28 protein-coding genes are annotated in these 26,227 nt (G+C 70.6%); 8 read left to right on the top strand and 20 right to left on the bottom strand.

What is annotated here, in order from left to right:
- Positions 1–4: 4 nt before the first annotated feature.
- Genes ACQPZQ_RS05525 through ACQPZQ_RS05515 form a run of 3 tightly spaced genes read right to left on the bottom strand, consistent with a single transcriptional unit; the run spans position 5 to position 2,708 of the window.
- The gene (locus ACQPZQ_RS05525) at positions 5–898 is read right to left on the bottom strand and encodes an alpha/beta fold hydrolase (protein WP_433292666.1); all 894 of its coding nucleotides are present in this window, start codon (positions 896–898) and stop codon (positions 5–7) included.
- On the bottom strand, positions 898–1,791 hold the full coding sequence (locus ACQPZQ_RS05520; RefSeq protein WP_433292664.1) for an AurF N-oxygenase family protein: 894 nt from the start codon (positions 1,789–1,791) through the stop codon (positions 898–900). Before ACQPZQ_RS05520 ends, ACQPZQ_RS05525 begins: the two co-directional genes overlap by 1 nt.
- Positions 1,788–2,708, bottom strand: coding sequence for an SDR family NAD(P)-dependent oxidoreductase (locus tag ACQPZQ_RS05515; RefSeq protein WP_433292662.1), 921 nt, complete (start codon positions 2,706–2,708; stop codon positions 1,788–1,790). The genes ACQPZQ_RS05520 and ACQPZQ_RS05515 overlap by 4 nt, the downstream gene beginning before the upstream one ends.
- Before the next feature lie 53 nt (positions 2,709–2,761).
- Between ACQPZQ_RS05515 and ACQPZQ_RS05510 the strand changes: the two genes are divergently transcribed.
- Together ACQPZQ_RS05510 and ACQPZQ_RS05505 are read left to right on the top strand one after the other, a co-directional pair.
- The gene (locus ACQPZQ_RS05510) at positions 2,762–3,466 is read left to right on the top strand and encodes a TetR/AcrR family transcriptional regulator (protein ID WP_433292660.1); all 705 of its coding nucleotides are present in this window, start codon (positions 2,762–2,764) and stop codon (positions 3,464–3,466) included.
- Positions 3,459–3,788, top strand: a complete 330-nt coding sequence (locus ACQPZQ_RS05505; protein ID WP_433292658.1) for a DUF4873 domain-containing protein — start codon at positions 3,459–3,461, stop codon at positions 3,786–3,788. The genes ACQPZQ_RS05510 and ACQPZQ_RS05505 overlap by 8 nt, the downstream gene beginning before the upstream one ends.
- Before the next feature lie 45 nt (positions 3,789–3,833).
- On the opposite strand, the gene ACQPZQ_RS05500 is transcribed toward ACQPZQ_RS05505, so the two are convergent.
- Positions 3,834–4,061, bottom strand: coding sequence for a DUF3107 domain-containing protein (locus ACQPZQ_RS05500; protein WP_241038874.1), 228 nt, complete (start codon positions 4,059–4,061; stop codon positions 3,834–3,836).
- Between the two features lie 109 nt (positions 4,062–4,170).
- Complete coding sequence (locus ACQPZQ_RS05495; protein ID WP_241038873.1) at positions 4,171–4,839, bottom strand: ferritin-like fold-containing protein; 669 nt, start codon at positions 4,837–4,839, stop codon at positions 4,171–4,173.
- Positions 4,840–5,150: 311 nt separating this feature from the next.
- Here ACQPZQ_RS05495 and ACQPZQ_RS05490 point away from each other — a divergent pair, with 311 nt between their 5' ends.
- Positions 5,151–6,899: a DEAD/DEAH box helicase gene (locus ACQPZQ_RS05490; protein ID WP_433299037.1), complete on the top strand. Its 1,749-nt coding sequence runs from the start codon at positions 5,151–5,153 to the stop codon at positions 6,897–6,899.
- 11 nt (positions 6,900–6,910) lie between these two features.
- Complete coding sequence (locus tag ACQPZQ_RS05485; RefSeq protein WP_433292656.1) at positions 6,911–8,233, top strand: Rv3212 family protein; 1,323 nt, start codon at positions 6,911–6,913, stop codon at positions 8,231–8,233.
- A 25-nt stretch (positions 8,234–8,258) separates the two neighbouring features.
- Here ACQPZQ_RS05485 and ACQPZQ_RS05480 read toward each other — a convergent pair whose 3' ends face one another.
- The 5 genes from ACQPZQ_RS05480 to ACQPZQ_RS05460 are packed head-to-tail and all read right to left on the bottom strand — an operon-like array spanning position 8,259 to position 11,094.
- Positions 8,259–8,540 (bottom strand): hypothetical protein, encoded by a 282-nt coding sequence (locus tag ACQPZQ_RS05480; RefSeq protein WP_433292654.1) that lies wholly within the window; start codon positions 8,538–8,540, stop codon positions 8,259–8,261.
- Positions 8,537–9,382 carry a RecB family exonuclease gene (locus tag ACQPZQ_RS05475; RefSeq protein WP_433292652.1) on the bottom strand — a complete coding sequence of 282 codons (846 nt, stop codon included), beginning with the start codon at positions 9,380–9,382 and terminating at the stop codon, positions 8,537–8,539. The genes ACQPZQ_RS05480 and ACQPZQ_RS05475 overlap by 4 nt, the downstream gene beginning before the upstream one ends.
- Before the next feature lie 35 nt (positions 9,383–9,417).
- Complete coding sequence (locus ACQPZQ_RS05470; RefSeq protein ID WP_433292650.1) at positions 9,418–10,290, bottom strand: PHP domain-containing protein; 873 nt, start codon at positions 10,288–10,290, stop codon at positions 9,418–9,420.
- 20 nt (positions 10,291–10,310) lie between these two features.
- Positions 10,311–10,850 (bottom strand): PH domain-containing protein, encoded by a 540-nt coding sequence (locus ACQPZQ_RS05465; protein ID WP_241038868.1) that lies wholly within the window; start codon positions 10,848–10,850, stop codon positions 10,311–10,313.
- A 4-nt stretch (positions 10,851–10,854) separates the two neighbouring features.
- Positions 10,855–11,094: a hypothetical protein gene (locus ACQPZQ_RS05460; RefSeq protein ID WP_344721727.1), complete on the bottom strand. Its 240-nt coding sequence runs from the start codon at positions 11,092–11,094 to the stop codon at positions 10,855–10,857.
- 23 nt (positions 11,095–11,117) lie between these two features.
- Between ACQPZQ_RS05460 and ACQPZQ_RS05455 the strand changes: the two genes are divergently transcribed.
- Entirely contained in the window at positions 11,118–11,513 is a 396-nt protein-coding gene (locus ACQPZQ_RS05455) for an NUDIX hydrolase (protein WP_433292647.1), read from the top strand.
- Between the two features lie 15 nt (positions 11,514–11,528).
- Here the strand turns inward: ACQPZQ_RS05455 and ACQPZQ_RS05450 are convergent, their stop codons facing one another.
- The gene (locus ACQPZQ_RS05450; protein ID WP_433292645.1) at positions 11,529–12,032 is read right to left on the bottom strand and encodes a MaoC family dehydratase; all 504 of its coding nucleotides are present in this window, start codon (positions 12,030–12,032) and stop codon (positions 11,529–11,531) included.
- Positions 12,033–12,308: 276 nt separating this feature from the next.
- On the opposite strand from ACQPZQ_RS05450, the gene corA reads away from it, so the two are divergent.
- Both corA and ACQPZQ_RS05440 read left to right on the top strand, forming a co-directional pair.
- A complete protein-coding gene (gene corA / locus ACQPZQ_RS05445; RefSeq protein ID WP_433292643.1) occupies positions 12,309–13,403 on the top strand; it encodes a magnesium/cobalt transporter CorA in 1,095 nt (364 codons plus the stop codon).
- Between the two features lie 77 nt (positions 13,404–13,480).
- Positions 13,481–14,473 carry a DUF5914 domain-containing protein gene (locus ACQPZQ_RS05440; RefSeq protein WP_433292641.1) on the top strand — a complete coding sequence of 331 codons (993 nt, stop codon included), beginning with the start codon at positions 13,481–13,483 and terminating at the stop codon, positions 14,471–14,473.
- Between the two features lie 5 nt (positions 14,474–14,478).
- On the opposite strand, the gene ACQPZQ_RS05435 is transcribed toward ACQPZQ_RS05440, so the two are convergent.
- The 3 genes from ACQPZQ_RS05435 to ACQPZQ_RS05425 all read right to left on the bottom strand — a co-directional run bounded on the left by ACQPZQ_RS05435 (position 14,479) and on the right by ACQPZQ_RS05425 (position 18,447).
- The gene (locus ACQPZQ_RS05435) at positions 14,479–16,089 is read right to left on the bottom strand and encodes an AMP-binding protein (RefSeq protein ID WP_433292639.1); all 1,611 of its coding nucleotides are present in this window, start codon (positions 16,087–16,089) and stop codon (positions 14,479–14,481) included.
- A 363-nt stretch (positions 16,090–16,452) separates the two neighbouring features.
- Positions 16,453–17,370, bottom strand: coding sequence for a DMT family transporter (locus ACQPZQ_RS05430; RefSeq protein ID WP_433292637.1), 918 nt, complete (start codon positions 17,368–17,370; stop codon positions 16,453–16,455).
- Between the two features lie 234 nt (positions 17,371–17,604).
- A complete protein-coding gene (locus ACQPZQ_RS05425) occupies positions 17,605–18,447 on the bottom strand; it encodes a class I SAM-dependent methyltransferase (RefSeq protein WP_433292635.1) in 843 nt (280 codons plus the stop codon).
- 121 nt (positions 18,448–18,568) lie between these two features.
- Between ACQPZQ_RS05425 and ACQPZQ_RS05420 the strand changes: the two genes are divergently transcribed.
- On the top strand, positions 18,569–19,411 hold the full coding sequence (locus ACQPZQ_RS05420; protein ID WP_433292633.1) for a ParB N-terminal domain-containing protein: 843 nt from the start codon (positions 18,569–18,571) through the stop codon (positions 19,409–19,411).
- 30 nt (positions 19,412–19,441) lie between these two features.
- On the opposite strand, the gene ACQPZQ_RS05415 is transcribed toward ACQPZQ_RS05420, so the two are convergent.
- The 6 genes from ACQPZQ_RS05415 to ACQPZQ_RS05390 form a co-directional block, all read right to left on the bottom strand.
- The gene (locus ACQPZQ_RS05415) at positions 19,442–20,692 is read right to left on the bottom strand and encodes an ABC transporter ATP-binding protein (RefSeq protein ID WP_433292631.1); all 1,251 of its coding nucleotides are present in this window, start codon (positions 20,690–20,692) and stop codon (positions 19,442–19,444) included.
- Between the two features lie 6 nt (positions 20,693–20,698).
- Complete coding sequence (locus ACQPZQ_RS05410; protein WP_379660237.1) at positions 20,699–21,547, bottom strand: carbohydrate ABC transporter permease; 849 nt, start codon at positions 21,545–21,547, stop codon at positions 20,699–20,701.
- Positions 21,544–22,506 (bottom strand): carbohydrate ABC transporter permease, encoded by a 963-nt coding sequence (locus tag ACQPZQ_RS05405; protein ID WP_344721745.1) that lies wholly within the window; start codon positions 22,504–22,506, stop codon positions 21,544–21,546. The genes ACQPZQ_RS05410 and ACQPZQ_RS05405 overlap by 4 nt, the downstream gene beginning before the upstream one ends.
- A complete protein-coding gene (locus ACQPZQ_RS05400) occupies positions 22,503–23,792 on the bottom strand; it encodes an ABC transporter substrate-binding protein (protein ID WP_433292628.1) in 1,290 nt (429 codons plus the stop codon). The genes ACQPZQ_RS05405 and ACQPZQ_RS05400 overlap by 4 nt, the downstream gene beginning before the upstream one ends.
- Positions 23,793–24,195: 403 nt before the next feature.
- Positions 24,196–24,714, bottom strand: coding sequence for a general stress protein (locus ACQPZQ_RS05395; RefSeq protein WP_433292626.1), 519 nt, complete (start codon positions 24,712–24,714; stop codon positions 24,196–24,198).
- 191 nt (positions 24,715–24,905) lie between these two features.
- Entirely contained in the window at positions 24,906–26,099 is a 1,194-nt protein-coding gene (locus tag ACQPZQ_RS05390) for an acyl-CoA dehydrogenase family protein (RefSeq protein ID WP_433292624.1), read from the bottom strand.
- Positions 26,100–26,227 lie beyond the last annotated feature (128 nt).

The raw sequence follows: 26,227 nt of genomic DNA, 5'->3' as shown, positions 1-26,227 counted from the left end.
CGGCTCAGTGGGCCGCGGGCACCGCCCCTGCCGCCAGCGCCCTGATCCGTCCGGCCACCCCGGCGGCCCGTTCCACGGGCAGCATGTGGCCCGCCTCGGGGAAGATCGTCAGCCCGGCCGACGGCAGCGCGGACGCGATGCGCCGGGTGGCCGCTACCGGCGTGAGCCGATCCTGGGCCCCCACGAGCACCGCCGTCGGGATCGGCGCGAACGCCTCCAGGGCGGCGTCCCGCTCGTGGGCCTCCAGGGTGGGCCGGAAGCCGGACATCGTGAGCGGGCGGCAGGCCGCAATCATCTCGCTGGTGATCCGCCGGGCCTCAGGGCTCGCGTCGGGCCCCAGCAGCAGTCGGCGCAGCGCGGGCGCGAGCAGCCAGCGGTGGCCCAGTCGCGGCCGCGTGCACCACGGACGTGACGCGTACAGCCGCTCCTCCAGCGGACGCCAGAACGTCCTCGCCGGCAACGGGATGCCGGGCACACGGCCGGCAAGACCGCCGCTGGCGGTGGACACCAGCGCGATCCCGGCGGCGCGTTCCACAATGGACGGATGCCGCTCGGCCAGCGCCATCAGCGTCATGCCGCCCATCGAGTGGCCTGCGAGCACCAGCGGGCCGTGCGGTGCGACCGCGGCGATCACGGCGGCGAGGTCGTCGGCAAGCTGCTCGATGGTCATCGAGGCCGGGTCCACGGCGGCGGACCATCCGTGGCCCCGGTGGTCGTAGCGGACGACCCGGACCGGGCCCGGCCCCTGGACCAGCAACCGGGCGACCGGTCCCCATAGGCGGACGTCCAGCGTCCAGCCGTGGGCGAGAACGACGGTGACCGGCGCGTCGGCCGGACCGTCGAGTTCGACGTTGAGGACCGCGCCGTCGGCTGCCGGTACGGATCGCCGTATGGACATCAGAGGAGATGCGCCTTCCGCCAGAGAGCTTCCGTAGGCCCACCGATGATGCCTTGCTCGCGCAGGAACGGCACCAGTTTGCGGGCCGACCAGCGCAGCATCGCCTGATGGTGTGGGTTCTGCAGTGCGACTTCGTGCCCGGTGCGCGGGTCGATTCCCACGGACAGGTAGACGTCGCGGTGGATCAGGTTGCGGGCGACGACGAACGCAACCCGGGCGGAGAGGTAGCGGGCGAGAGCGCGCTGCGGGGCGTTCGCGTGCGGCATGATCCGCATGAGCTCCTCGCGGGCGTAGCGGACGTGCCGCGCCTCCTCCGTCACGTGGATCTTGTTGACCATCCGGGTCAGCGGCTGCACCGTGTCGTCGCGCATGGCCTCGCGTTGCAGCTGGTCGAGGATCTCCTCGACGAACAGCGTGCCGGCGAACATCGCGGGCCCGGTGGCGACCGTCTTGAACAGCCTGCCGAGCTCGTGGGTGAGGCGGCGGGGCGCGTAGTCGGGCACGCCGTAGCGCTCGGCCATCTTCGCGAACATCACGGAGTGCCTGCACTCGTCGGCGATCTCGACGAGCGCGTACTGGATGTGCCGACGGCGCGGGTCGCGGTCGTAGGAGTACCGCAGCAGCATCTGCATGAGGATCATCTCGAACCAGATGCCGATGCGGGCGATGCTGCACAGCTCGTGCACCGAGAGGGTGCGCCGCTGCTCCTCGCTGAGGCCTTCCCACAGCTCGGTGCCGTAGAGCGACACCCGGTGCGGCGGGATGCCCCACGCTCCGTCGACGAGCGGAGCGTCCCAGTCGATGTCGATGCCCGGCTCGTAGGAGTGGTCCAGCGACGAGCGGAGCAACCGTTCGGCGGTGGCCTCCCGGTCGCTACGGGCTTTCACGTTCACGACGCGCTCCTCTCGGTGGCAGGGGCGGTGGTGTCGGGGCTGGTGGCGGGGACGGTCATGCGGCCGGTCAGCCTGCGCACGAGACCCGCGGCGACCGGCGAGCCGTCGAAGTGGCCCGCGGCGGCGCGCCTGCGGATGCGCCGTGCGACGACGGACCCGAGGGGGCCCGGTAGGTGCCGCCCGACCCACAGCTCGATGGCCCCACCGGGGGTGCACGCGGTCTCCCGGCGCGGCCTGGCCGCGGTGAGCGCCCGCAGCACGGTGGCCACGACGTCCTCGACCTCTTCGCGGCGCACCTGACCCTCCAGCGCCAGGCCGACCTGCCTGCCCGCGTCGTGGATCGGGGTGCGGACGTAGCCGGGACAGACGGTGGTGACGTGCAGGTCGCTGCCGTACTCGAGCCGCAGCGCGTCGGCGTAGGCCGTCATCCCCCGCTTGGCCACGCTGTAGGCGGACACGAACGGCAGCGTCAGGTAGGCCAGCTCACTGGCGACGAAGACCACCCGGCCCTTGCGGCCGCCACGTGTGGCGCGCCCGTCGAGCAGGGCGGGCAGCGCGGCCGCGGTGACCCGCCAGGCGCCGAGCAGGTTGACGTCGATCACCCGGAGGGCGTCGGGGGCGAGGGCCCCGCCCGCGTCGTTCGGGGTGCCGATGCCGGCGAAGTGCACCACGGCGTCGAGGCCGCCGAGTCGTTGCACGGCCTCCGCGACGGCCCGCGAGACAGCGGAGTCGTCGGTGATGTCGCAGGCGATGGTGTGCTCGTCGCCGATCACGTCGAGCCCGATGACCTGCACGCCCCGCTCGCGCAGGCGAGCGACCACCGGGGAGGCCAGGCCCCCCGCGGCACCGGTGACGATCACCCGGTCGCCTGCGCCGATGCCCTGCCCAGCGCTCGCTGACGTCCCGGTAGCGGCCATCGTGCCCCCCTCGGCGGTTGCTGTTACCGACGGTAACTGTTACCACTGGTACGGTGCCTCGCAACGAGCCCGCTGTCAAGCGCGCACCCCGGCCGGACCGGCAGTTGCGCCGCGCCGAACGACGTGCGGAGATGGTCGCGGCAGCGATCGACGCCGTCCGCACGCTCGGGCCCGGCGTCTCCGTCGCCGAGATCGCCGCACAGGCGGGAATCACGAAACCCGTGCTCTACCGGCACTTCACCGATCGCGCCGACCTGCAGCGCGCCGTCGGACAGGAGGCGGCCGCGCACCTGATGGCGCGGATGGCCCCGGAGCTGGACCCGGACCGCGAGCCCGTCGAGCTGATCCGCGGGGTCGTCGACGCGTTCCTCGCCGGCATCGAGGACGAGCCCGAGCTCTGGCGGTTCGTCGTCCATCACCCGATCGAACGGGCGCCGGGTGCCGAGGTCGTCGACGACGCACGTGAGCAGATCGCGCGGATGCTGACCGCAATCCTCGGGGAGCGGCTGCGCGGCCTCGGCCTGGATTCCGGCGGCGCGGAGGCGTGGGCGCAGGGCCTCGTGGGGATGGTGCAGAGCGCAGGTGACTGGTGGCTCGATCGGCGCACGATGAGCCGGCGTGCCCTCACCGACTACCTGACCACCCTGATCTGGGGTGGGGTGTCCGGCGTGCTCGGCGCGGCGTCCGACGCGCCGTCGCCACTCCGGCTGATCCCGCGGGTGGACGACGAACGCGATCACGGGGGACGCCGTGGCTGACGACCACGACGAGGGCTACCGCGGGCCCGCGATACTCAGCGTCGACGGGCGTGACCTGCCGGTGCAGGTGGTGCTCGACGCTCGGCACGAGCCGCAGGACGGCCGCCTGCACTGGTTCGGAAGGGCCGTGCTCGACGCCGCGGCCGACCCTGAGCTGCACAGCGCACTCACCACGGCGACGAGCCGCATCGAACTGCGTGTCGGGGACGAGCGCCGGGCCGCCGCCAGGATCGGCGACGTCGATCCGTGGGGTCGTTACCGGGTGACGGGGCTGGGGACGCCCCCGTTTCCGCTCGACGAGTCGCCCCTCGACGAGGACTGACTCGGCCGCGAGCCCGAGGTGGAGCGCGCGGCCGGTCGCGGCGGCTCAGCCGATCGCGAAGCCCACGCGCCCAGCGGTGGCGGGCGCGATCTCGACGTAGGCGATCTGCGAGGAGCGCACCAGGTAACGGCGGCCCTTGTCGTCGACGAGCCGCAGGAGCCCGTCGTCACTCTTCAGCGCGTCGTCGACCAGAGCCTGGACCTCGTCCGGCGTCTGGTCGCTGGACACCACGAGCTCGCGCGCGCTCTCCGCGATGCCGATCTTGACCTCCACCGGTTGACCTCCTGGTCACGTTGTCGAACTGGCCTGGCCAAGGCTAGTGCAGCAATCAGGCACGAGCCGCCACGGGCGCTCCGCCCTCGGCGAACGAGGGCGGAGAACGCTAGTTCAGCCCGAGCTTGGCCATCCGCTTGCCGTGGTTGAACTGCAGCCGCCGCAGCAGGGCGGCGAGGCCGGAGAGATCACCGGAGCCGGTGACGATGAATTCGGCGAGCTCGTCGCGTTCGGCAACGATGCTCTGCGCCTGCGTGACGGCCTCACCGAGCAACCGCCTGCCCCAGAGGGCGAGCCGGTCGTGCACCTGCCTGCTGCTCGCGCACGCCGCCCTGACCTCGCGCTCGGCGAACGCGCTGTGCCCGGTATCGGCGAGGACCTGCTGCACCAACTCCCCCGTGGGTCCGGGGAGCCAACCGCCGATCTCGCGGTAGAAGTCGGCCGCGAGCCCGTCGCCGAGGTAAGCCTTGACCAGCGACTCGAGCCACGTTCGGGGTGCGGTGGACGCGTGGTAGGCGTCCCACTGCGCCACGAAGGGGCGCATGGCGTCGTCGATCGGTACGTCGAGCCCGCGTAGATGCTCCTCGAGCATCCGGAAGTGTCCGATCTCCGCGGCCGCCATGGCCGACAGCGCAGCCCGCCCACTGAGCGTCGGCGCGGTGCGGGCGTCCTCGGCCAACCGGTCGAACGCGGAGAGCTCGCCGTAGGCCAGCACGCCGAGCAGGTCGATCGTCGCCTGCCCCGCTCCGGCGGGTTCCGTCGCCCGCGCAGTCACCATGCGCTGAGCCTAGAGGTCAAGCGACTCCATCGGGCGGTGTACGTCACCGTTACCGGTCGGCGCGCCGGACTGCCCCCCGCGACGGGCACCCGGTAAGATGTCAGCAGCGCAGCGCCCAGATGGGTGCGCGTCTAGCCGCGGCCCACCGACCGCAGCTCCCATTTCACGGGGAGCAGCAGCGGAGCCGCAACGACCTGGTGCGTGCAGCGCCTCGTCGGTTCTCCCGTCAGTGCGCGCTGTGACCCGCACGGAACAGCGCTGCCGACGGTCGATGAGCCGGCCCCGGCTTCTGTGCGCGGAGAGAGGCGATCATCCTGACCGTTCAGAACGACACATCCGGCGAGTCCCCCGAGAACTCCGCAGAAATCTCCACAGAAGCCGCCGCCGTCGACGAGGTCGTCGACGCGCACCCGCTCCGGGCCGGCGCGCCCGTTCGACCCGACTCCCCCACGTTCGCCGAGCTCGGGGTGCGCCCGGAGATCGTGCGAGCGCTGGCCGAGGCCGGCATCGAGCGCACGTTCGCCATCCAGGAGCTCACGCTCCCGCTCGCACTGGCTGGCGACGACATCATCGGCCAGGCCCGCACCGGCATGGGCAAGACGCTCGGATTCGGAGTTCCGCTCCTGCAGCGCCTCGTCCCGCCTGCTGAGCAGCCCGCTGCCGACGCCGACGGAGAGGCCGCCGACCGCACGAAGGACGTGCCCCAGGCGCTTGTCGTGGTGCCCACGCGCGAGCTGTGCGTGCAGGTCGCCAAGGACATCGCCGACGCGGGCAAGCACCTCGGCGTGCGCGTCACCGCGATCTACGGCGGCCGTGCCTACGAGCCGCAGCTGGCCGCCCTGCGCAAGGGCGTCGACGTCGTGGTCGGCACGCCCGGCCGCCTGCTCGACCTGGCCGAACAGCGCCACCTCGTGCTCGGACGCGTGAACGCGCTCGTGCTCGACGAGGCCGACGAGATGCTGGACCTGGGCTTCCTGCCCGACGTCGAGCGCATCATGCGGATGCTGCCCGAGAAGCGGCACACCATGCTGTTCTCCGCCACCATGCCCGGCCCGATCATCGCCCTGTCGCGGGCGTTCCTGAACCGGCCCACGCACATCCGGGCGGAGGAGGCCGATCAGGGCTCCATCCACGAGCGCACGCGGCAGCTGGTCTACCGCGCCCACGCGATGGACAAGGTCGAGCTGCTCACGCGCGTGCTCCAGGCCGACGAGCGCGGTCTCACCATGATCTTCGCGCGCACCAAGCGCACGGTGCAGCGCGTGGCCGACGACCTGGCGGAGCGCGGCTTCGCGGCCGCGGCCGTCCACGGCGACCTGGGCCAGGGCGCCCGTGAGCAGGCCCTTCGCGCGTTCCGGTCGGGCAAGGTCGACGTACTGGTGGCCACCGACGTCGCAGCGCGCGGTATCGACGTCTCCGATGTCACGCACGTGGTCAACTACCAGTGCCCGGAGGACTCCAAGACCTACGTGCACCGGATCGGCCGCACCGGCCGCGCCGGCAAGGAGGGCGTGGCGGTCACGCTGGTCGACTGGGACGAGATCCCGCGCTGGAAGCTCATCAGCGACGAGCTCGCCCTCGACATGCCGGAGCCCGTCGAGACCTACTCGACGTCCGACCACCTGTACTCCGACCTCACCATCCCGACCAGTGCCACGGGTCGGCTGCCCCGCTCCAAGCGCACCCGCGCCGGGCTGGACGCCGAGTACGTCGACACCGAGGGCGACCACCACGGCAGCCGGAAGCGCAACGACCGGTCCCGTGGCCGCGGGCGGTCCGGCCCCGCAGGCGACGGCGTGGCCGAGGCGCCGCGGCCGCGCCGCGTCCGCACCCGCAGCAGGGCCGGTGTCACGATCGGTGGCAGCGACTCCGCCGCCGAGGCCGGCACCGCCACCGAGGCGGCTGCCACCCAGCCGTCGGGCACCGGTCCGGACAACGCTGCCGGTCCGCGCAGCGAGAACGACCGCCCGCGCCGTCGCCGTCGGCGTGGGGGTGCCCGCCGTCGGGACAACGCCGACGGCGGTGAGACATCGGCAGCGGACACCGCCGCCGCCAGCTGACCGGGGCCCAGGTGCCTCTCCAGCCCAGGGAGCGGCTGCGGTCACCGCAGCCGCAACGGGTGCGCCTGCCGCCCGAGCGGCGTCGCCGTGGCGACGTCGTGGCGGCGGCGGTGCTGGCCCTGCTGCTCGTCGTCGCCGGGGTCGTCGTGTGGCGCACCAGCGGCGTCGAGGGCACCACCGACGTGCCGGCCGCCACCCCGATCGCGCCTCCGCCACCGGCGATCGGCGTGCCGGCCGGCTTCACGGAGGCGTGGAGGGCGCCCAGCGGCGCCACCGACCATCCCGTCGTTGCCGGTCCGGCCGTGATCACGGCTGACGGCTCCGAGGTCGTCGGCCGCACGGCGACCACGGGGGCCGAGAGCTGGAGCTACACCCGCAGCCGCCGGCTCTGCACGGTCGGCTCCGGCTTCCCCGAGGGCAGGACGGGACGGGTCCTCGCGCTCTACGACAGCAACACAGGCTGGTGCAGCGAGCTCACCGCCCTGAGCCCGGAGACCGGCACGCGCATCGGCGCGAGCAACCCCGACCTGAAGCAGGGCACCAGGCTCCTGGCCGACCGCACGTACGTGCTCGGCACGGGGACTGACTACCTGGAGGTCTGGCGCAGCGACCTCGTACGCACCCTGGAGTACGGCCACGTCGTCACGCCCGCGCAGCCGGCCCGGCAGCCGCGGCCGGACTGCACCTACGGCTCGGCCGCGGTCGCCTTCGGCCGCATCGGCGTCATCGAGCGCTGCCCGGGGGAATCGACCGATCGGCTCACCGTGCTCACCGCCGATGGTCAGGACGGCGCGGAGACCCCGCAGGTGCAGTACTCCATGCCGCTTCCCACCGCCGGAGCGACGCTGGTGGCGCTGTCGGAAGGCCGAGCGGCGGTCGCTCTGCCGGGCCCTCCGCGCCTGCTCCTGCTCGACGCCGCCGGAGTGCAGGTCGGCCTGATCCCCCTCGCCGTCCCGGACGCCGACCTCACGGCCGACGCCACCGCCCCGACCGCGACGATCGGCACCACCCAGGGCACCACCAACGGCACGGACGGGCAGGACGACCGCGTCTACTGGTGGACCGGTTCCCGCACGATCGCTCTGAACGGCAGCGACCTGACCCCGTTGTGGACGGTCGACGGCACGCTCGGGCCCGCTCAGCCCTACGGAGGCGGCCTCCTCGTGCCGTCCCCGGCCGGGCTCCTGGTGCTCGACGCCGGAACTGGCGCCGTGCTGCGCACGATCCCTGTCAGCCGCGACGATCGAGCGGCACCCGTCCGGCTCTCCACCGCAGGCGAGATGCTGATCGAGCAACGCGGCACCGAGGTCGTCGCCCTGCGCCCCACCGGGTGACCTGCGCCGACAACGAGCGACGAGGTCAGACGAGCCACTCGACGCTCAGCAACACCGCGGCGATCACGATCACCGCGCAGGCGGCGAGCGCACCTCCCACGTCCCGGTGACGGTCCGCATACCGCTGGGCGAGCACGGCGGCGACGGCCGCGACGGAGTGCCATACGAGCGTCTGTGCGCCGGGCCCCGACGACCCGGCCTGATCCGCGACGTACCAGGCGACTCCGAGTGCCACCGCCAGGACGACCAGCCCGCCCGCGAGCAGGCCGGACAGCCCGCGCAGCAGCTGCCCGGCGCGGGTGTTCACGGCGCGAGGAGAGCCCACGGCTCCGGCTCCGTCGCGGCGGCCCGGCCCTCGGAACAGTTGCGTCGCATGTCGCACGTGCCACATCGGGGCGCCGGGCGGGGCGGGAAGAGCGCCTCGGCATCGCCACCGGCGGCGAGCTCATCAGTGGCGGCGGCGAGCTCCCCCGCCGTCTCCTCGGCCTGTCGGACGTGCTCGCCGAGCGAAGCGGGGTCGTGCCGCCAGGTCAGCACTTGCCCACTGGGCAGATGGTGCAGTTCCACCTGCGTGCACGGGCTGCGCAAGGTGCGCTCGGTGGCGACGGCGTAGAGCGCGAGCGCCTGCGAGGACCTGGCCTCCTCGTCGGTGGGGGTGCGCCGCCCCGTCTTGTAGTCGACGACCACCAACTCCGCTCCGCGACGGTCGATGCGGTCGACCCGCCCCTCGGCAACGATCCGATCGGTCGCGACCGACACCCACTGCTCCAGCCCGACCGGGGCACCGTCCGGGTCGGATCCGTGCTGGGCGGCGTAGTCGGCGACCCAGTCCTTGGCGCGGCTGCGGTACTCCGCGGCTTGGGCGGCGTCGCGGAAACCCTCGCTCGTCCAGTGGCGGCTGACGAGCGCCGCCGCCACCCGCGGCGTGCGCTCCGCCGCAGGCAGCGCGAACAGCGCCCGCAACGCCAGGTGCACGACGGCACCGAGCGTGTTGTTCGCCCACGCGCCGCCCCGGGGCGGGGACGGGCGGTCGAGATAGGTCATCCGGTACCGGCGGGGGCAGTCGCGCCAGGTGGCAAGGCGCGACGGCGTCACCCGCACGAGCCGGGTGGCCGCGAAGTCGAACCCGAGCTGCACACCGCCGTTCACGCCGAGCACCGTAAACCTCTCCTCGCCCGGCGCGGTCAGCCGGTGAGGATCTCGGCCCCGGCGGCCAGGGACGTCAGCGTCGCGAAGGCGTCCTCGCCGGTGGTCTCGGCGCCGATCGGGATGGTCTTGTTGGTGCCGTGGTAGTCGCTCGAGCCGGTGGGCACGAGCCCGGTGTCGGCGGCGAGGCCGCGTAGGAGGTCGCGGTCCTCGGGCGCATGGTCGGGATGATCCACCTCGACGCCGGTGAGCCCGACGGCCGACAGCTCGACGAGCACCGACGGCTCCACCACCCGTCCACGCTTGCGGGCCAGTGGGTGCGCGAACACCGTGACGCCACCCGCGGCTCGCACCATGTCGATCGCGGTGCGGATCGGGGTGTCGGCCTTGGGCGCGTAGTACGGGCTTCCGTTGTAGAGCAGCGTCGCGAACGCCTCGTTCACCGACTCCACCACGCCGGCCGTGACGAGTGCGCGCGCCAGGTGCGGCCGTCCGGCGCTGGCACCGGTGGGCAGCAGCGCGAACACCGTCTCGACGTCGACCGGGTAGCCGTCGGCGGCCATCTTCTCGATCATCTTGTGGAGCCGCTCGACGCGCTCCGCCCGCAGACGGGTCTGCTCGGCGACGATCGCGGGGTGCTCCGGGTCGAAGAGGTAGCCGAGGAGGTGCACCGACACGTCACGGTCGCCCCGGCCGGTTGGGCTGATGCACGAGAATTCCGCGCCGCGTACCAGCGTCAACCCCTTGGGTAGGGCGCCTGCCGCCTCCGCCCAGCCCCCGGTGGTGTCGTGGTCGGTGATCGCTATGACGTCGACACCCCCGGCCGCCGCGGCCGTGACGAGCCCAGCAGGGCTGTCCGTGCCGTCGGAGGCCGTCGAGTGGGTGTGCAGGTCGATGCGAAGGCTGGCCACGCCCGAGGCTAACCCGCTGGCTACCGCCGCCAGCCCCGCGGTCGGGACAGCATGCCCGTGGCCCGCGTCTTGCCCTTCTCGCCGAACACCAGCTCGGAGAGCGCCTCGTAGACCTCCTCCGGGCGAGGCATGTAGTCGATGCGGTTGAGCGCCTGGATCTGACCTGCGGACTCGACGATCAGAGTGCCGTAGCCCATGATCCGGCCGCCGAGCGAGCGCTCGAAGGTGAGGTCGGTGACCTTGCCGAGCGGCATCATGCCGACGCTGTGCACGACGATGCCCTGGGCGAGCATCACGCGCTTGTCGGTGATCACGATGCGCTCGATCCACCACAGGATGGTGAGCACCGTGAACCGCAGCACCGCCACGAGTGCCAGGTAGAACGTCAGGTTGTCGATGAGCACGCTGTCGGGCAGGAAGCGCTCCAGCACCACCATCGCGACGAGGAACAGTGCGGTCTGGGTGACGGGCTTCCACATGAAGGCCCAGTGCTGCCGCACACGGATGACCCGACGTTCGGTCGGGAGCAGGTACTCGTCGATCTCACGGGGGGCCAGCATCGGACTACTGGACGAGCTGGTTGAAGAAGCGGATGACGGACTCGGCTCCGTTACGGAGGGTGGTGCCGATGCTCTCTAGCGAACCGGCAGCGCTATCCGGCTGGGTGAAGATATAGAAGACGACCAACGCGATCACCAGGAACCCGACGATCTTCTTGAGGTTCACCACACCCACCGTTCTGGCGTAGAAGGACCGGTTGCCACTGATTTGTACCGCACCCGCGTGTCCCAGGGTATCCGGCACGCGGGGCCGTATGGTCGATGGCGATGACCCGAGAAGGTGAACAAATCCCCTGTGTGGGGGGCTTGACTTTTGACGCCGATGGCAGGCTGCTGCTGATCCAGCGGCGTAACGAGCCAGGTCGAGGGCTCTGGTCCCTCCCTGGTGGCCGGGTCGAGCCCGGAGAGGATGACGCCACCGCGCTCGTGCGTGAGATGGCCGAGGAGACCGGGCTCGTGGTGTGTCCAGGAACACTCGTCGGCCGGGTGCAGCGAGGGCCCTACTCCATCGCCGACTACATCTGCACCGTGGTCGGTGGCGAGCTGCGGGCCGGAGACGACGCGCTCGACGCCCGGTGGTGCGACGCCACGACGTTCGCCGAACTGCCGCTCGCCGAGCTCCTCAGGGAGACACTGGCCGAATGGGGAGTTCTGCCCCGCTGACTTTTCTGCCGGCTCTCAGGCCTGCGGCTCCGGTCGTCCAGGCTGCTCCCCGCCGCGCGCCTCGCCGTAGGAGCGCTTCGGCACCATCACCTTGCGCCGGAACGTGCAGACGACCGTGCCGTCCTGCTTGTAACCCCTGGTCTCGACGTGGACGACGCCGCGATCGTCCTTCGACCGCGACTCCGTCTTGCCCAGCACCTCGGTCTCGCCGTAGATCGTGTCGCCGTGGAACGTCGGGCGGGTGTGCTTGAGCGACTCCACCTCGAGGTTGGCGATCGCCTTGCCTGAGACGTCGGGCACAGACATGCCCAGCAGCAGCGAGTAGATGTAGTTGCCGACCACGACGTTGCGCTTGAACTCCGTCGTCTCCTCGGCGTAGTTCGCGTCCAGGTGCAGCGGGTGGTGGTTCATCGTCAGCAGGCAGAAAAGGTGGTCGTCGTACTCGGTGACCGTCTTGCCCGGCCAGTGCTTGTACACGGCCCCGACCTCGAACTCCTCGTAGTACCGACCGAACTGCAACGCCGCCGCCTCCGTTGTCGATATCAGTACGGGAGTAATCTAGCCGTACGGCCAGCCGCGAGCCCCCCGTCGACCCGAAGGGTCGAGGCGCGGACGGTCACCACCACCGGCTAGCAGAGGACCAGGAGGTGAGCGCGGTGCCGACGGCACCCGGTTGTAGTAGTCGCCGCGTTCCCGACATGGCGACCTGCTGACGGTCACCCCGGTCGGGACGCACGCTCCACGCCCGCGCGTACGAGCACTGCACGCGCGTCCCGAACTTCCCGGAGGTACCTCGTGCCGCCCTTGTCCTCACTGCGGCCCGCCATCCGTGCGGCCGGCCGCCTGTCGTCCGTGAAGGGCAGCGAGTCGCTGCTGCCCAAGCTGCACGTCCCGATCTCGGCGTACGTCGTCGACTGTGCCGTCTACGTCGACGGCAAGCGCCTCCCCGGCCGCTGGACGCACGAACGTGCGCTCGACGAGGTCCGCATTCGCGACAATGCCTTCGTCTGGATCGGCCTCCACGAGCCCGACGAGGAGCAGATCACCGGCATCGCCGACGTCTTCGGCCTGCACGAGCTCGCCGTCGAGGACGCTGTGCACGCCCACCAGCGCCCGAAGCTGGAGCGCTACGACGACATGCTCTTCATGGTGCTCAAGACGGTCTGTTACACGCCGCAGCACTCACCGGAGCACGAGATCGTCGAGACGGGCGAGGTGATGGTCTTCCTCGGGCCCGACTTCGTGATCACGGTGCGCCACGGCGAGCACTCGTCCCTGAGCGACGTGCGTGCCCAGCTGGAGGCCGATCCCGAGCAGCTGGCGCTCGGGCCTGCAGCGGTGTTGCACGCGATCGCCGACCACATCGTCGATGCCTACCTCGAGGTCACGGAGGCGATCGAGACCGACATCGAGGAGCTCGAGACCGAGGTCTTCGAACCCCGATCGGCGGTCGACTCCGAGCAGATCTACGTCATGAAGCGCGAGGTGCTCGAGCTGCGGCGCGCCGTCGTGCCGCTGGGAGCGCCGGTGCGGAAGCTGACCGAGGGCTACAGCTCACTCGTGCCGCACGACGTGCGGTCCTACTTCCGTGATGTAGACGACCACATGGTCACGGTCACGGAGCGGATCGCGGGCTTCAACGAGCTGCTCACCACGCTCGTCGACGCGGCGCTGGCGAAGATCACCATGCGGCAGAACAACGACATGCGCAAGATCACCGCCTACGCCGCCATGATCTCGGTGCCCACGATGATCGCCGGCATCTACGGGATGAACTTCGAGTTCATGCCCGAGCTGCACTGGCGCTTCGGCTACCCGCTCGTGCTGCTCGTGATCGGCTTCACCTGTCTGGGGCTCTTCCGGGTGTTCCGCCGCAACGAATGGCTGTGAGACCGCCACACACCCACCACTCGACCGGGCCGGGCGATCGACCGGCGGGCTCGGCCCGCCAGTCCTAGCCTGAGGCGGTGAACGAGCACCGTTCCGTCAATCCGCTGCGCCGGCTGCACCGCCCCCCGTGGGCCGAGCAGCGGCCGACGTGGAGCGACGCGGCGCCCGGGCTCATCGCTGCCGCGCTGCAGCGGGCGCAGCGCCGTTCGCCCGGCGGGTGGTTCGTGTTCGCCGCCAGCCGTGAGATCCGTCCGGGGCGCGCGTTCGGCCGGTTCGTCGCCGGTCGCGAGCTCGTGGCGTGGCGCGACGACACGGGAGCACTGCACGTCGGACCGGGAGCCTGCCCGCACCTGGGGGCCCCACTGTGCGACGCCCCCGTCCACGAGGGGCGGCTCGTCTGCCGCTGGCACGGCCTTGCACTGGGCCCGTCCGGGCGGCCCGGCTGGCGACCCGCACCGGCCCACGACGACGGCGTCCTCGCCTGGGTGCGCCTGGACGACACTCTCGGCCCTGACGATCGCCCGTCGGACGCCCCTGTGCTCGGCCCCCGTCCCGCTGACCAGGGGCTCGCCGCCGTCGCCACCGTGATCGGCCGGTGCGAGCCGGAGGACGTCATCGCCAACCGGCTCGACCCGTGGCACGGGGCGTGGCTCCACCCGTACTCCTTCACGGCGCTGCGCGTACTCAGCGCGCCGCCGCTCGACGCTCCGCCTGCCGAGGACCGTTTCCTCGTCGAAGTGACGTTCACGGTGGGCAAGCGCCTCGGTGTTCCGGTGCGCGCGGAGTTCAGCTGCCCCGACGCGCGGACGATCACGATGGAGATCGTCGACGGCGAGGGCGCCGGTAGCGTCGTCGAGACGCACGCGACGCCGTTGCGGCCGGACGCCGACGGGCTCCCCCGTACCGCCGTGATCGAGGCCGTGGTCGCCCACTCCGACCGTCCCGGGTTCGGCCACGCACGCCACGTCGTCGGTGCGCTGCGCCCGCTCATCGCCGTGGCCGCCCGCCGGCTCTGGCGCGACGACATCGCGTATGCCGAACGCCGCTACACGCTGCGGGCGCGCGGCTGAATTCGCTACTCGGACCCGCGCGAGGCGGCGCGAAGCGCCTTCCGGAGGATCTTGCCCGCTGCGGACCTCGGGATGAGGTCGACGAACTCGACCGCGCGCACCTTCTTGTAGGGCGCCACACGGTCGGCGACGAAGTTCATCACGTCCTCGGCGAACTTCTCCGGTGGGAGCTGCTCCGCGCACTCCCGGCGGACGACGAACGCCTTGGGCCGCTCCTCGCCGTCCGGGCCGGGCAGGCCGACCACCGCCGCGTCCGCGATCCCCTCGTGCCTGAGCAGGAGGGCCTCCAGCTCGGCGGGCGCGACCTGGTAGCCCTTGTACTTGATGAGCTCCTTGACCCGGTCGACCACGTGGAAGACGCCGTCCTCGGAGACCGTCACCACATCCCCCGTGTGCAGGTACCCGTCCGCATCCACCGTGGCCGCCGTGGCCTCGGGATTGTTCCGGTAGCCGCGCATGATGTTCGGGCCACGGCAGATCAGCTCACCCGGCTCACCCCCCGCGACGTCCGTGCCCGTCATCAGGTCGACGACCCTGGCCTCGACGTTCGGCATCACCACGCCGATGCTCCCGCGGTCGATGTCGGGCCGGTCTCTGGGAATGCCGTGGGTGCAAGGACTGGACTCGGTCATGCCGTAGGCCTGCAGGACAGTGACGCCCAGCCGGTCGGCGACCGCCTTGGCGAGGTCCCGGTCGAGCGGTGCGGCGGCCGACACGACGATGTCGAGGCTGCTCAGGTCGTAGGAGTCGACGAGCGGGCTGCGCGCGAGCGCGAGCATGATCGGCGGAACCACGTGAATGTGGTTGATGCGGTGCTCGGCGATCGCCTGGAGGAACGCCGCCAGCTCGAACCGCGGCAGGGTGACGACGAGAGCACGGTACTGCAGCCCCTGGTTCATGACCGCGGTGATCCCGTAGCTGTGGGACATCGGCACCACGGCGATCAGACGCGAGTGGGGCCTGACCCGGCCGATCGGATCGTTCTGCAGCAGGTTCACGGCGAGGTTCCGATGGGTGAGTTGCACACCCTTCGGCAGCCCCGTCGTGCCCGAGGAGTAGGGCAGGGCGGCGAGGTCGTCCGGCGCGACCGCCGCGGCGGCCCGGCTGGTGTCGGCACCGCCGACCATCTCGTCGAGCGACGTCTCCGGCACCGCTCCGCGACGCCCGGTCGGCTCACCGAGCACGACGATCTCGCTCACCCGCACGCCGTCGTGCGCCACGGCCGCCCGCGCCCGGTCCAGGTGCCCGGGTGTGGTGAACAGGATGCGTGCCGCCGAGTCGCGCAGTTGGTGGGCGAGCTCGTCGGGCGTGTAGAGCGCGTTGGCCGGGGACGCCACCGCACCCGCCCCGAGCACCCCGTGGAAGGCCGCCGGGTAGTCGGGTGTGTTCGGGGCGAAGATCGCAGCGACGTCGCCGCGTCCCAATCCCCGTTCACCGAGGGCGGATGCCACACCCGAGACGGTGCGGGTGAGCTCCCCGAAGGTGTATCCCCGCCCGGTGTCGGCAGCTAGCACGGCCGGGCGGTCGGCGTCGGCGGGGTCGAGATGACCGAACAGGAACTCCGGGAGTGCGACGTCCGGGATGTCCACATCGGGATACGGGCTGCGGAAGATCACTGCTGCTTCCTCCTGGGGTCGAGCCGGTTCGGGGTCCTGGCCTCGCCTGCGACGTCATCCCGGACATAGGAGGACCCGGCGGGAGATCGGCCTCGGCCGTCGCTGATGGCGACGCCGGCTTCCCGTACAGACGAATCCGGCAGCCACAGGTTCGGTGCCGGTTCGGAGGGGGCTGTCCGACCGGGACCCCGTAGGCTCCGACCCCCTCCGGACAGCCCCCTCTCGCACTGAGAGTCCTGTAGATAGACCCAGTCGTCAATACCCCGCGGGCAACACAAAGTGCAGGTCAGAGCGGCGCCAACTCCCCTTGACCGTCCCGAAGTGCGACCTCAAACCCCTCGCGACGAGGCGACGCCGCTCGCCTCACGCGCCGCCGGGCTGCGGCTCCGCTCGGTCCCGGCTCCCTACGCCTGCCAGCACGACCGCGGCCCCGAGGAGCAGCGCCCCCGCGATACCGACACCACCCAGCCGGTCACCGAGAAGTACCGCGGCCAGAACCGCGGCAGTCAGCGGTTCCAGCAGTGCCATCAAGGCGCCGAGTGCAGCCGGCGCGGTGCGCAGCCCGCGGAAATAGCACGTGTAGGCGACCGCGGTGGGGACGAGGCAGAGCGCGACGAGGAGGCCGATCGACCGGGCGTCGGGCACGAACGACAGGCCTGACGTGGCGAGGGTGACCGGGACGAGCAACGCACCACCGATGGTGAACGCGAGACCGGCGGTGGCCGCGTCGTCCAGGTCCGGAACCGGCCGCTCCGCGATGAGCGTCATCGCGCTGAAGCCGGCCGCGGCGAGCACCGCGAAAGCCACGGCGATCAGCACGTGGCCGGCGGGCGTCGTGCCGTGGCCGGCGGGCAGCCCGACGAGCATGGCCAGACCCAGCATCGCCAGGACGACCCCCGCCACCTGACGCCGCCCCGCCGAGCGGCGGCGGGCCAGCAGCACCAGCACCGGCGACGAGCCGATCGTCACGAGCGTGGCGAGACTGACCGAGGTCAGGCTGACGGCCGTGAAGTAGGCGGCCTGGAAGAGGGCCGCGAGTACAGCCGTGACGGCGATGCGTCGCCATGCGGCGCGGCTGCGGGGCAGCGGGCGCCCGGTGACCCGGAGGTATCCGACGATGAGCAGCCCCCCGATGCCGAGCCGGTAGGTCGCCACCGCGGACGACGAGAGGCCTGCGGTGTCGGCCAGCATGCGACCGAGCAACCCGCCGGTGCCCCAGAGGACCCCTGAGAGAACGAGAAAGGACACCCCGGACACCGGGGTGGTGCGAACGATGGGCATGGCTGTGCTGCGCTCCTGCGACAGAGGAAGGAAGGGGTCGCGGAAGCGGGGCCGATCCAGGCGCGCTACCGGCGCGAGGCGCCGGCGGCCGGACGACCGTGGAACGCACGTCGCCCCGGTGGGGCGAGTGCGGAGGCGGCCCCGCTAGGAGCGGGGCGGCGGGGTGATCGGGAACATGCGATGCACGGCGCCACGCTAGCGGTGCCGAGCCGCACCAGCACGCCGATATCGGCCTCAGGTGTCCGTCGCGGGCGTCGTCACCTCGATGCCGTCGGGCGGCGTCGCGGCGTCCGGATCGATCGGTGGGGCCGCAGGGACAGCGGGATCGTCGATCGCCGTGTCGTCGACGGCGGGCCGCCGTCCGAGGAACGTGTACACGATGTGCTGCTGCCAGCCCGGCACGGTCTGCACCCGCAGGTCCTCGAAACCGGCCGCGGCCAGCCGCTGGGAGAGCGCCGGCACGCTGTCGAACTGCATGACGCTGCGCCACAGGTAGCGGTACAGGTCGGCGGATCCCGCGCGGATCTTCCCCATCGGGATGATCACGCCCCAGCACACCGCGGTCCAGACCGCACGGCTGCGCAGCGAGTCACGCACCGAGTACTCGTGCACGGCGATCGGCGCGCCCGGCCGCAGCAGGCGGTAGAACTGGCGTAATGCGGCGTCACGGTGCACGAGGTTGCGCACCAGGTAGGCCGCCAGGATGCCGTCGTAAGGACCGATGATCCCGGTCATCGCCAGGTTCTCGACGTTGCCGTGCACGAACTCCACATTGGACGGCCAGGTCTTCGCGCGGGCCTGCGCGAGCATCTCGGCCGACGCATCCACAGCGGTGATCTGGGCCTCCGGTGCCCCATCGAGAAGCGCCGCCGTGGATGCGCCGGTGCCGCAGCCCAGGTCGAGCAGTCGCAGCCCGGCCCCTTGATTGGGAATTCCCATCCGTCTCACCGACATCCGCAGGTGCTCGTGGTACCCGCGGTTGGCGGCGACGAGCTTGTCGTAGGACCGGGCATGGGCGTCGAACGAGCGCGGTACACCTCCGCGCTCTACAGGACTCGGCTTCGACGAGGAGGACACACTCAGCATCTTCGTGCATACGGCCCCACCGTGGCCACGACCCGTACGCTGCCAGCGTGGCCCGCGCTCCGGCGACGGTGTCGAGGCGGGGCAGCAGCGACCCCCGCGTGAGGAGGCGTGAATGCCCGCCACCGGCTTCCCGACCGCCGACGCCGAGAACGACTTCCTGCGGGTCCGCCGGAGGCAGGTGCTCTCCCGGCTTGCGGCATGGCTGCGGCGCGAGCCGGACGACGTCAACGAGGTCCTGCCCTTCGACGAGGTCGTGGCGGCGTTGGGCCGCACCGGCGAACGCCGACTCGGTCTGCAGGTCGTGCCCGTGGACGCGATCGTCGGCAGCGTCGACAGGACGCGTGACTTCGATCGCTTGTTCCGGCCACGCTCGCAGCGCACCCGGGAGCGATGGGAGCGGCTGGCACGGGCGCAGCGGCGCGGCGAGGCGATCCCGCCGATCTACGCCTACAAGGTGGGCGAGTTGTACTTCGTGCGCGACGGCCACCACCGCGTCTCGGTGGCGCACGCGCTGGGACTGCGGTCGATCGACGCGTTCGTCACGGAGGTGACCACCACGATCGACGCGACCGGGATCTCGCGGCGCGGTGATCTGATCACAAAGGACCTCCGCCGTGTCTTCCTCGATCGGGTTCCCCTGCCCGGCGCAGCGCTCTGCACGATCCTCGTCACGGACGCGTGGTCGTACGCCGAGCTCAGCGAGACCGTCGAGGCGTGGGGCTTCCGGCTGATGCAGCAGGAGGCCCGCTACCTCGACCGCGAGACCGTGGCCCGCCGCTGGTACGCCGAGGAGTACCGCCCGGTCGTGCGGATGCTCGAGCAGGCCGACCTCGTCGGCGACCGCACGGAGACGGAGGCGTACCTGCACCTGGCGTGCCAGCGCTACCGCCTGACGCGCACGCACCGCTGGGACGACGACGTGGTCGACCGGCTGCGGGCCGACCCGGGCAGATGACCGGGCCGGCCGCTCCGCCGTGTGTCGGCCTCAGCTCCCGGCGTCGGAGGCGACCGTGCTCTCGGCAACGGCCGGGCTCGCCGCCGGCTGCGCCGTGCCGGTGCCCGAGGTCAGGTTCTTCCCGCTGGACGGGTCGAAGACCTGGATCTTGGCCGTGTCCACCCACACCTCGGCCCGCTCGCCCTCACGGACGCCGGACGTTGCCGCCAGGCGCGTGACCAGCGTGCCGGTGTCGCCGCCGGGCACGTCGGCGGTGCCGGCGTCGGCCGCGAGGTCGGCGAGGTCGTCGGACATCGCCTGCTCGCCCTCGATGCTGAAGTAGGCGAACTTGTCCGAGCCCATGGACTCCAGCACGTCGACCTGGGCGGTGAAGACCGACCCGCGGGCGCGCTGGTGGTCCTCGACCAGCGACGCGTCCTCGAAGTGCTCGGGCCGGATGCCGACGATCACCTCGCGTGCCGAGCCGGCGTCCTCGAGGGTGCGGCGCAACTCGTCGCTGAGGACGAAGTCGCCCAGCGCGGTGCGGAACGACCCCTCCTCCAGCTTCGCGGGCAGGAAGTTCATGGCAGGCGAGCCGATGAAGCCCGCAACGAACAGGTTGGCCGGCGTGTCGTAGAGCGTCTGCGGCGACCCGACCTGCTGCACGATCCCACCGCGCATCACGACGATGCGGTCGCCGAGCGTCATGGCCTCGGTCTGGTCGTGCGTGACGTACACGGTGGTGGTCTCCAGCCGCTGCTGGAGCTTGGAGACCATCGTGCGCATCTGCACGCGCAGCTTGGCGTCGAGATTGGACAGTGGCTCGTCCATGAGGAACGCCTTGGGGTTGCGCACGATGGCGCGACCCATCGCCACGCGCTGGCGCTGACCGCCGGACATGTTGGCGGGCTTGCGGTCGAGGTGCTGGGTGAGGTCGAGGATCTTCGCGGCCTCCTCGACCTTGCGGTTGATCTCGGCCTTGTCCACCTTGGCGATCTTGAGCGGGAAGCCCATGTTCTCGCGCACGGTCATGTGCGGGTAGAGCGCGTAGGACTGGAAGACCATCGCGATGTCACGGTCCTTGGGCGCACGCTCGTTCATGCGCTCGCCGCCGATCCGCACCTCGCCCTCGCTGATGTCCTCGAGCCCGGCGATCATGTTGAGCGCCGTGGACTTCCCGCAGCCGGACGGACCCACCAGGATGATGAACTCGCCGTCGGCGATCTCGATGTTGATGTCGTCCGCGGCGACGGTGCCGTCGGGATAGCGCTTGGTGATGTGGTCCAGAACGATGTCAGCCACGAGATCTCAGCCCTTCACTGCGCCGGAGGTCAGGCCGGCGACGATGCGCCGCTGGAACAACAGGACGAAGATGATGATCGGAATGGTGAGCAGCACCGCCGCAGCCGCGATCGAGCCCGTCGGCTCCGCGAACTGCGAGGCACCGGTGAAGTTCGCGATCGCCACGGTGGCGGTCTGGGACCGCAGCGTCGAGGTCAGCGAGATCGCGAAGAGGAAGTCGTTCCAGCAGAAGATGAACACCAGGATCGCCGTGGTGAACACGCCCGGCGCGGCCAGCGGGACGATCACCGAGCGGAACGCCTGAAGCGGTGTGGCACCGTCCATCTTGGCGGCCTTCTCGAGCTCCCACGGGATCTCACGGAAGAACGCCGAGAGCGTGTAGATCGCGAGCGGCAGCGCGAACGTGATGTAGGGCAGGATCAGTCCGGGCCAGGTGTCGAAGAGCCCCACCGCACGCTCGATGTCGAACAGCGGTGAGACCAGCGAGATCTGCGGGAACATCGCGATCAGCAGCGACACTCCGACCAGCACCTTCTTGCCGGGGAAGTCGAGCCGGGCGATGGCATAGGCCGCCATCGTGCCGATCACCACGGCGAGCACCGTGGCGATGATCGAGATGCCGATCGAGTTCACCAGCGCCCTGGTGAAGATGTCGAGCGAGAAGATCTGCGCGTAGTTGTCCAGCGTCCAGCTGCGCGGGATGAAGTTGCCGTCGGTGATCGTGTCGGTGGTCTTGAACGAGAGGCTCAGGATCCACAGCACCGGGATCAGCGCGTACAGCACGACCACGAAACCCGCGATCCCCCACCAGACCCTCGCGCGCGGATCGCCCGTCGTCGTGGTGGCCATCTCTATCGCCTCCCGCTGGGCTCGGAGCCCGGCGCCGCGGCGCCGAAGAGCTTGATGAACAAAAGGGCGATCAGAGCGACACAGATGAAGATCAGCACACTGATCGCCGATCCGATGCCGAGGTTGAAGGCCTTGAACAGGTTGTCGTAGCCGAGCATCGACACCGATCCGGTGCCGTTCGAGCCCTGGGTGAGGATGTAGATGTTGTCGAACACCCGGAACGCGTCGAGGGTGCGGAAGAGCAAGGCCACGAGGATCGCCGGCTTCATCATCGGCAGGATGATCTGCGTCAGCCGCTGCCACGGACCTGCGCCGTCCACCTGCGCGGCCTTGAGCAGGTCGTCGGGCACGAGCGCCAGGCCTGCGAGCAGCAACAGAGCCATGAACGGGGTGGTCTTCCAGACCTCGGCGAGGATGACGATCGCCAGCGCCGACCCGAACTCGGTGAGCGGCGCGCTGCCGCCCGGCAACAGGGCCGCCAGGTAGCCCTTGTCCGGTGTCCAGGCGAACTGCCAGCTGAATGCGGCCACCACCGTGACGATCCCGTACGGGATGAGGACGACCGTGCGCACGAGGCCACGGGCCACGAGCGTGCGGTGCATGATCAGCGCGAGCGCGAGCCCCAGCACGAACTCGATCGCCACCGAGACCACCGTGATCAGCATGGTGACGCCGAACGCCTGCCACCAGTAGCCCGACGTGAGCACGGTGACGTAGTTGGAGAGCCCCACGAAGGCCTGCTCGGCGGGGAACCGCAGGTCATAGCGCTGCAGCGACAGCCACAGCGCGTAGCCGATCGGGTAGGCGGCGACCAGCACGATGATGATCACCGCCGGGGCGCACAGCAGCAGCCCGAGGTTGCGCTCCGCCCGCTTGCCCTCCGACAGCTGCGCCTTGGTGGGTTTCTGCGGGCGGCGCGTCTCCTGCTCGGTGGCCGCCGCGAGAGCACCACTCTGGATGGTCATGGCACCAGCCCTTCGGAGTTGGCCGCGCCCCGGACCTGGTCGACGAGCTCAGGCACGGCGGTGGCCGGGTCGATCGCCGCGGGCGGGTTGAGCAGGTCCGAGAGCACGATCGAGATGCTCGTGTATCCCGGCGTCAGCGGGCGGACGCTCGCGTTGTCGAGCGAGTTCTTGATCGCCTCCCACGCGGGGTACTCGGCCTGGAACGCGGGGTCGGTGTAGAGGTCGGCGAGGGTGGGGGGCACACCGCCGTCCACGGCGTTGCGCAACTGGTTGTCGCGGTTGCGCAGGCACTGGATGGCCTCGAACGCCAGGTCGGGGTGCTCACCGGTGCTGCTGGCCGCGAGGTTGATGCCACCGATCGTCGGCTTGGCCGGCCGCCCGGGGACGACACTCGGGTAGGGAGCCCAGGCGAACTCGTCGACCACACGGCGGCCGGTGTCGGCGCTGGTGGGCTTGCCCTGTGCGTCGATGAAGGTGCCACCGCCCCCTCCGTCGGGTGGCGGGGTGTGGATGGAGGCGTAGACGAACGGATAGTTGACCTGGAAGGCGGCCGTGCCTGCCTCCATGGCCAGCCGTCCGTCGTTCTCCTTGTTGACCGACAGCGACGGGTCGGAGCCGGGCGCCGATGCCACGCGCTGCATGATCGACAACGCCTTCTGCGCCGCGTCGCCCTGGCCGAGCAGCACGTTGCCCGCTTCGTCGACGATCTGGCCCCCGGCGCTGGCCAGCAGCGTGTTGAACCAGACCACGAGGCCTTCGTACTGGGCGGCCTGCACCTCGATGTAGGACGGGAGGCCCTGCTGGGCGAGCCGCTCGGAAGCGGCGATCATCTCGTCCCACGTGGTGGGCGGTGTGGGCGAGAGATCCTTGCGGTACCAGAGCACCTGCGTGTTGGTGTTCAGCGGCGCGGCCCACAGTGCGCCCTGGTAGGTGGCCGTCTGCAGCGGCCCCTCGAGCGTGCCCAGGCGCACCTGCGCGGCGACGTCCTCCGGGAGCTTCTCGATCCACCCGGCCGCCGCGAACTCCGCGGTCCAGGTGACGTCGATGCCGACGATGTCGACCTCGGGGTCGCCTGCGACCAGGCGCCGGGCGAGCTGGAGTCGTTGGTCGTCAGCGCCCTTGGCAAGCCCGTTGTAGACGACGGAGTAGCGGCCTCCGGACTGGGCTGTGCAGTCCTGCGCGGCCTCGCTGTACTGCGTGGCGCCGTCGGCGGGACCGTAGAAGTTCAGAACCGGGGGGCCGGTCGTTCCCGAACCGCACCCAGCGACCGCGGCTGCCGCCAGCACAGCGCAGACCCCGGCAACGAGTGGTCGGCGCCGTGATCGTCGCGACTCCGGACGCACCGGATCCCGCATTCGTGCTCCCGTCCCGGCCGACGGTCGAGGTCGGCCACGTCGCCCAACGTGTGATGCCGGTCACCCTGCGCACCGGATGATCCGAACCTAGGCGCGTGACGCGCAGCCCGCAAACGGGGATGCGCTCCGAGACGGGAACGATATGGAGTGGTCTAGTGTCGCGGAAACGGGGTTCCTTGCCCGGATTCGGTGTCCAGGTGGATGGATCGCAAGGCGGAGGAGGCGCCGATACCGCTGTTGTATCGGCGCCGACGACAACGCTGCGAGGCGCCGTCTGGGCGCCGGAGGCGGGTAAGACGACCTCGTTTCCTCGGCACTAGGTGCCCGCCAGAGGTCAGACGGGCTTGGTGCCCATCGCCAGTTTGGCCAGCAGTTCGCGGGCCTTCTCGGCGTTGCGCGGCTGGCACAGGACGTCGTACCGGCCGGCCACCATCTGGCTGGCCGAGGTGAAGTCGCGGCGTCCCTTCGAAGCGCCGTAGCCGACGGCTGCGAAGACGAGGCCGAACACGATACCGCTGGCCAGACCCACCAGGATCGGCCCGAAGGACGAGCCGCCTGCGGTGAACAGGCTGAGTAACAGGCCGACGAACAGACCGAACCACGCACCGGACGCGGCGCCGGAGACCAGTACGCGGCCCCAGGTGAGACGGCCGATCACCCGTTCTACGAGCATCAGGTCGACACCGACAATGGTGACGTCCCGGACAGGGAAGTCCGCATCGGCGAGATGGTCGACGGCCCGCTGTGCCTCCTCGTACGTGGCGTAAGAACCCACCGGCCATCCGGTGGGCGGGGTCGGCAGATTGGGCAGGCCGGGCGCGGTGCGCGCGGGGCCGCCGAACGGTGTGGTCACGGGGCCTCCTCTAGCTCGTTGTCGGGACTCCTGGCGGTCATGGGTCCACAGCATGCCAACGCCAGAACCAGGGACGAAGTGCCCGTTCCCCGGATGATCACACGAAACCGGGGCGGCCGGTGCCCTGGAGTGTCACGACGTGGTCTCGACGACCACCTCAAGTCTCCGCCGACCCAGCCACAACTGCAGAATCAGCGGAGCTTGTACTCCTTCAACAGACCCCTGCTGATGATCGTCTTCTGGATCTCCGACGTGCCCTCGCCGATCAGCAGGAACGGCGCCTCCCGCATGAGCCGCTCGATCTCGTACTCCTTGGAGTACCCGTAGCCGCCGTGGATGCGGAACGACTCCTGCGTGACCTCCGCGCAGTACTCGCTGGCCAGCAGCTTGGCCATGCCGGATTCGACGTCGAACCGCTCCCCGGAGTCCTTGAGCCGTGCCGCGTTGACCATCATGAGGTGCGCGGCCTCGACCTTCGTGGCCATCTCGGCCAGCTTGAACGCGATGGCCTGGTGCTCGGCGATCGGTTTGCCGAAGGTGCTGCGCTGCTGCGCGTACTCCACGGCGAGCTCGAAGGCACGGATCGAGATGCCGCACGCGCGGGCCGCGACATTCACCCGGCCGACCTCGACGCCGTCCATCATCTGGGCGAAGCCTCCGCCGCGTTTGCCACCGAGGATCTGGCCGGCCGCCACGCGGTGGCCCTTGAACACCAGCTCGGTGGTGTCCACGCCCTTGTAGCCCATCTTGTCGATCTTGCCCGGCACGATGAGCCCGGGAGCGACCTCGCCGTAGCCCTCCGGCTTCTCCACCAGGAAGCAGGTGAGGTTCTGGTGCGGGCGGTCAGCGCCCTCGTCGGTGCGCACGAGCACGGCCGTGAGGTTGGACGTGCCTCCGTTGGTGAGCCACATCTTGGCGCCGTCGATGACGAAGTCGTCGCCGTCGGCCACGGCTTTGGTCTTGATCGCCGCCACGTCGGAGCCCAGATCCGGCTCCGACATCGAGAACGACCCGCGCACCTCGCCCGTGGCCATCCGGGGCAGGTAACGCTGCTTCTGCTCGTCGGTGCCGTGGTGGGCGATCATGTGCGCCACGATGAAGTGGGTGTTGATCACCCCGGAGACGCTCATCCACCCGCGGGCGATCTGCTCCACCACCAGCGCATACGTCAGCAGCGACTCACCGAGCCCGCCGAACTCCTCCGGGATCGTGAGCCCGAACAGGCCCATCTCCTTCATCCCGTCGACGATGTCCTGCGGGTAGGTGTCGTCATGTTCGAGCGCGGTGGCGTGCGGGATGATCTCCTTGTCCACGAACGTCCTGACGGTGGACAGGATCTCCTGCTGGATCTCGGTGAGACCGGCGGTCTGGGCGAGCCGGGCCATGGCGTTCCTCCTGGCAGGCGTCTCGGGCCACCGGGGATGCAGACGTCCCGGCGCTGGACTGGTGGTGAAGAAGTATCCCCCTGCATGACATACCGAGCACATGGTCGGGATGTGAACGTCCTCACCAG

The organism is Pseudonocardia sp. CA-142604 (assembly GCF_050948475.1).
In the GTDB taxonomy this organism is placed as follows: domain Bacteria; phylum Actinomycetota; class Actinomycetes; order Mycobacteriales; family Pseudonocardiaceae; genus Pseudonocardia; species Pseudonocardia alaniniphila.
The sequence above is the reverse complement of the archived record's forward strand: the minus strand, read 5'-3'. Positions and strand labels throughout refer to the sequence as shown.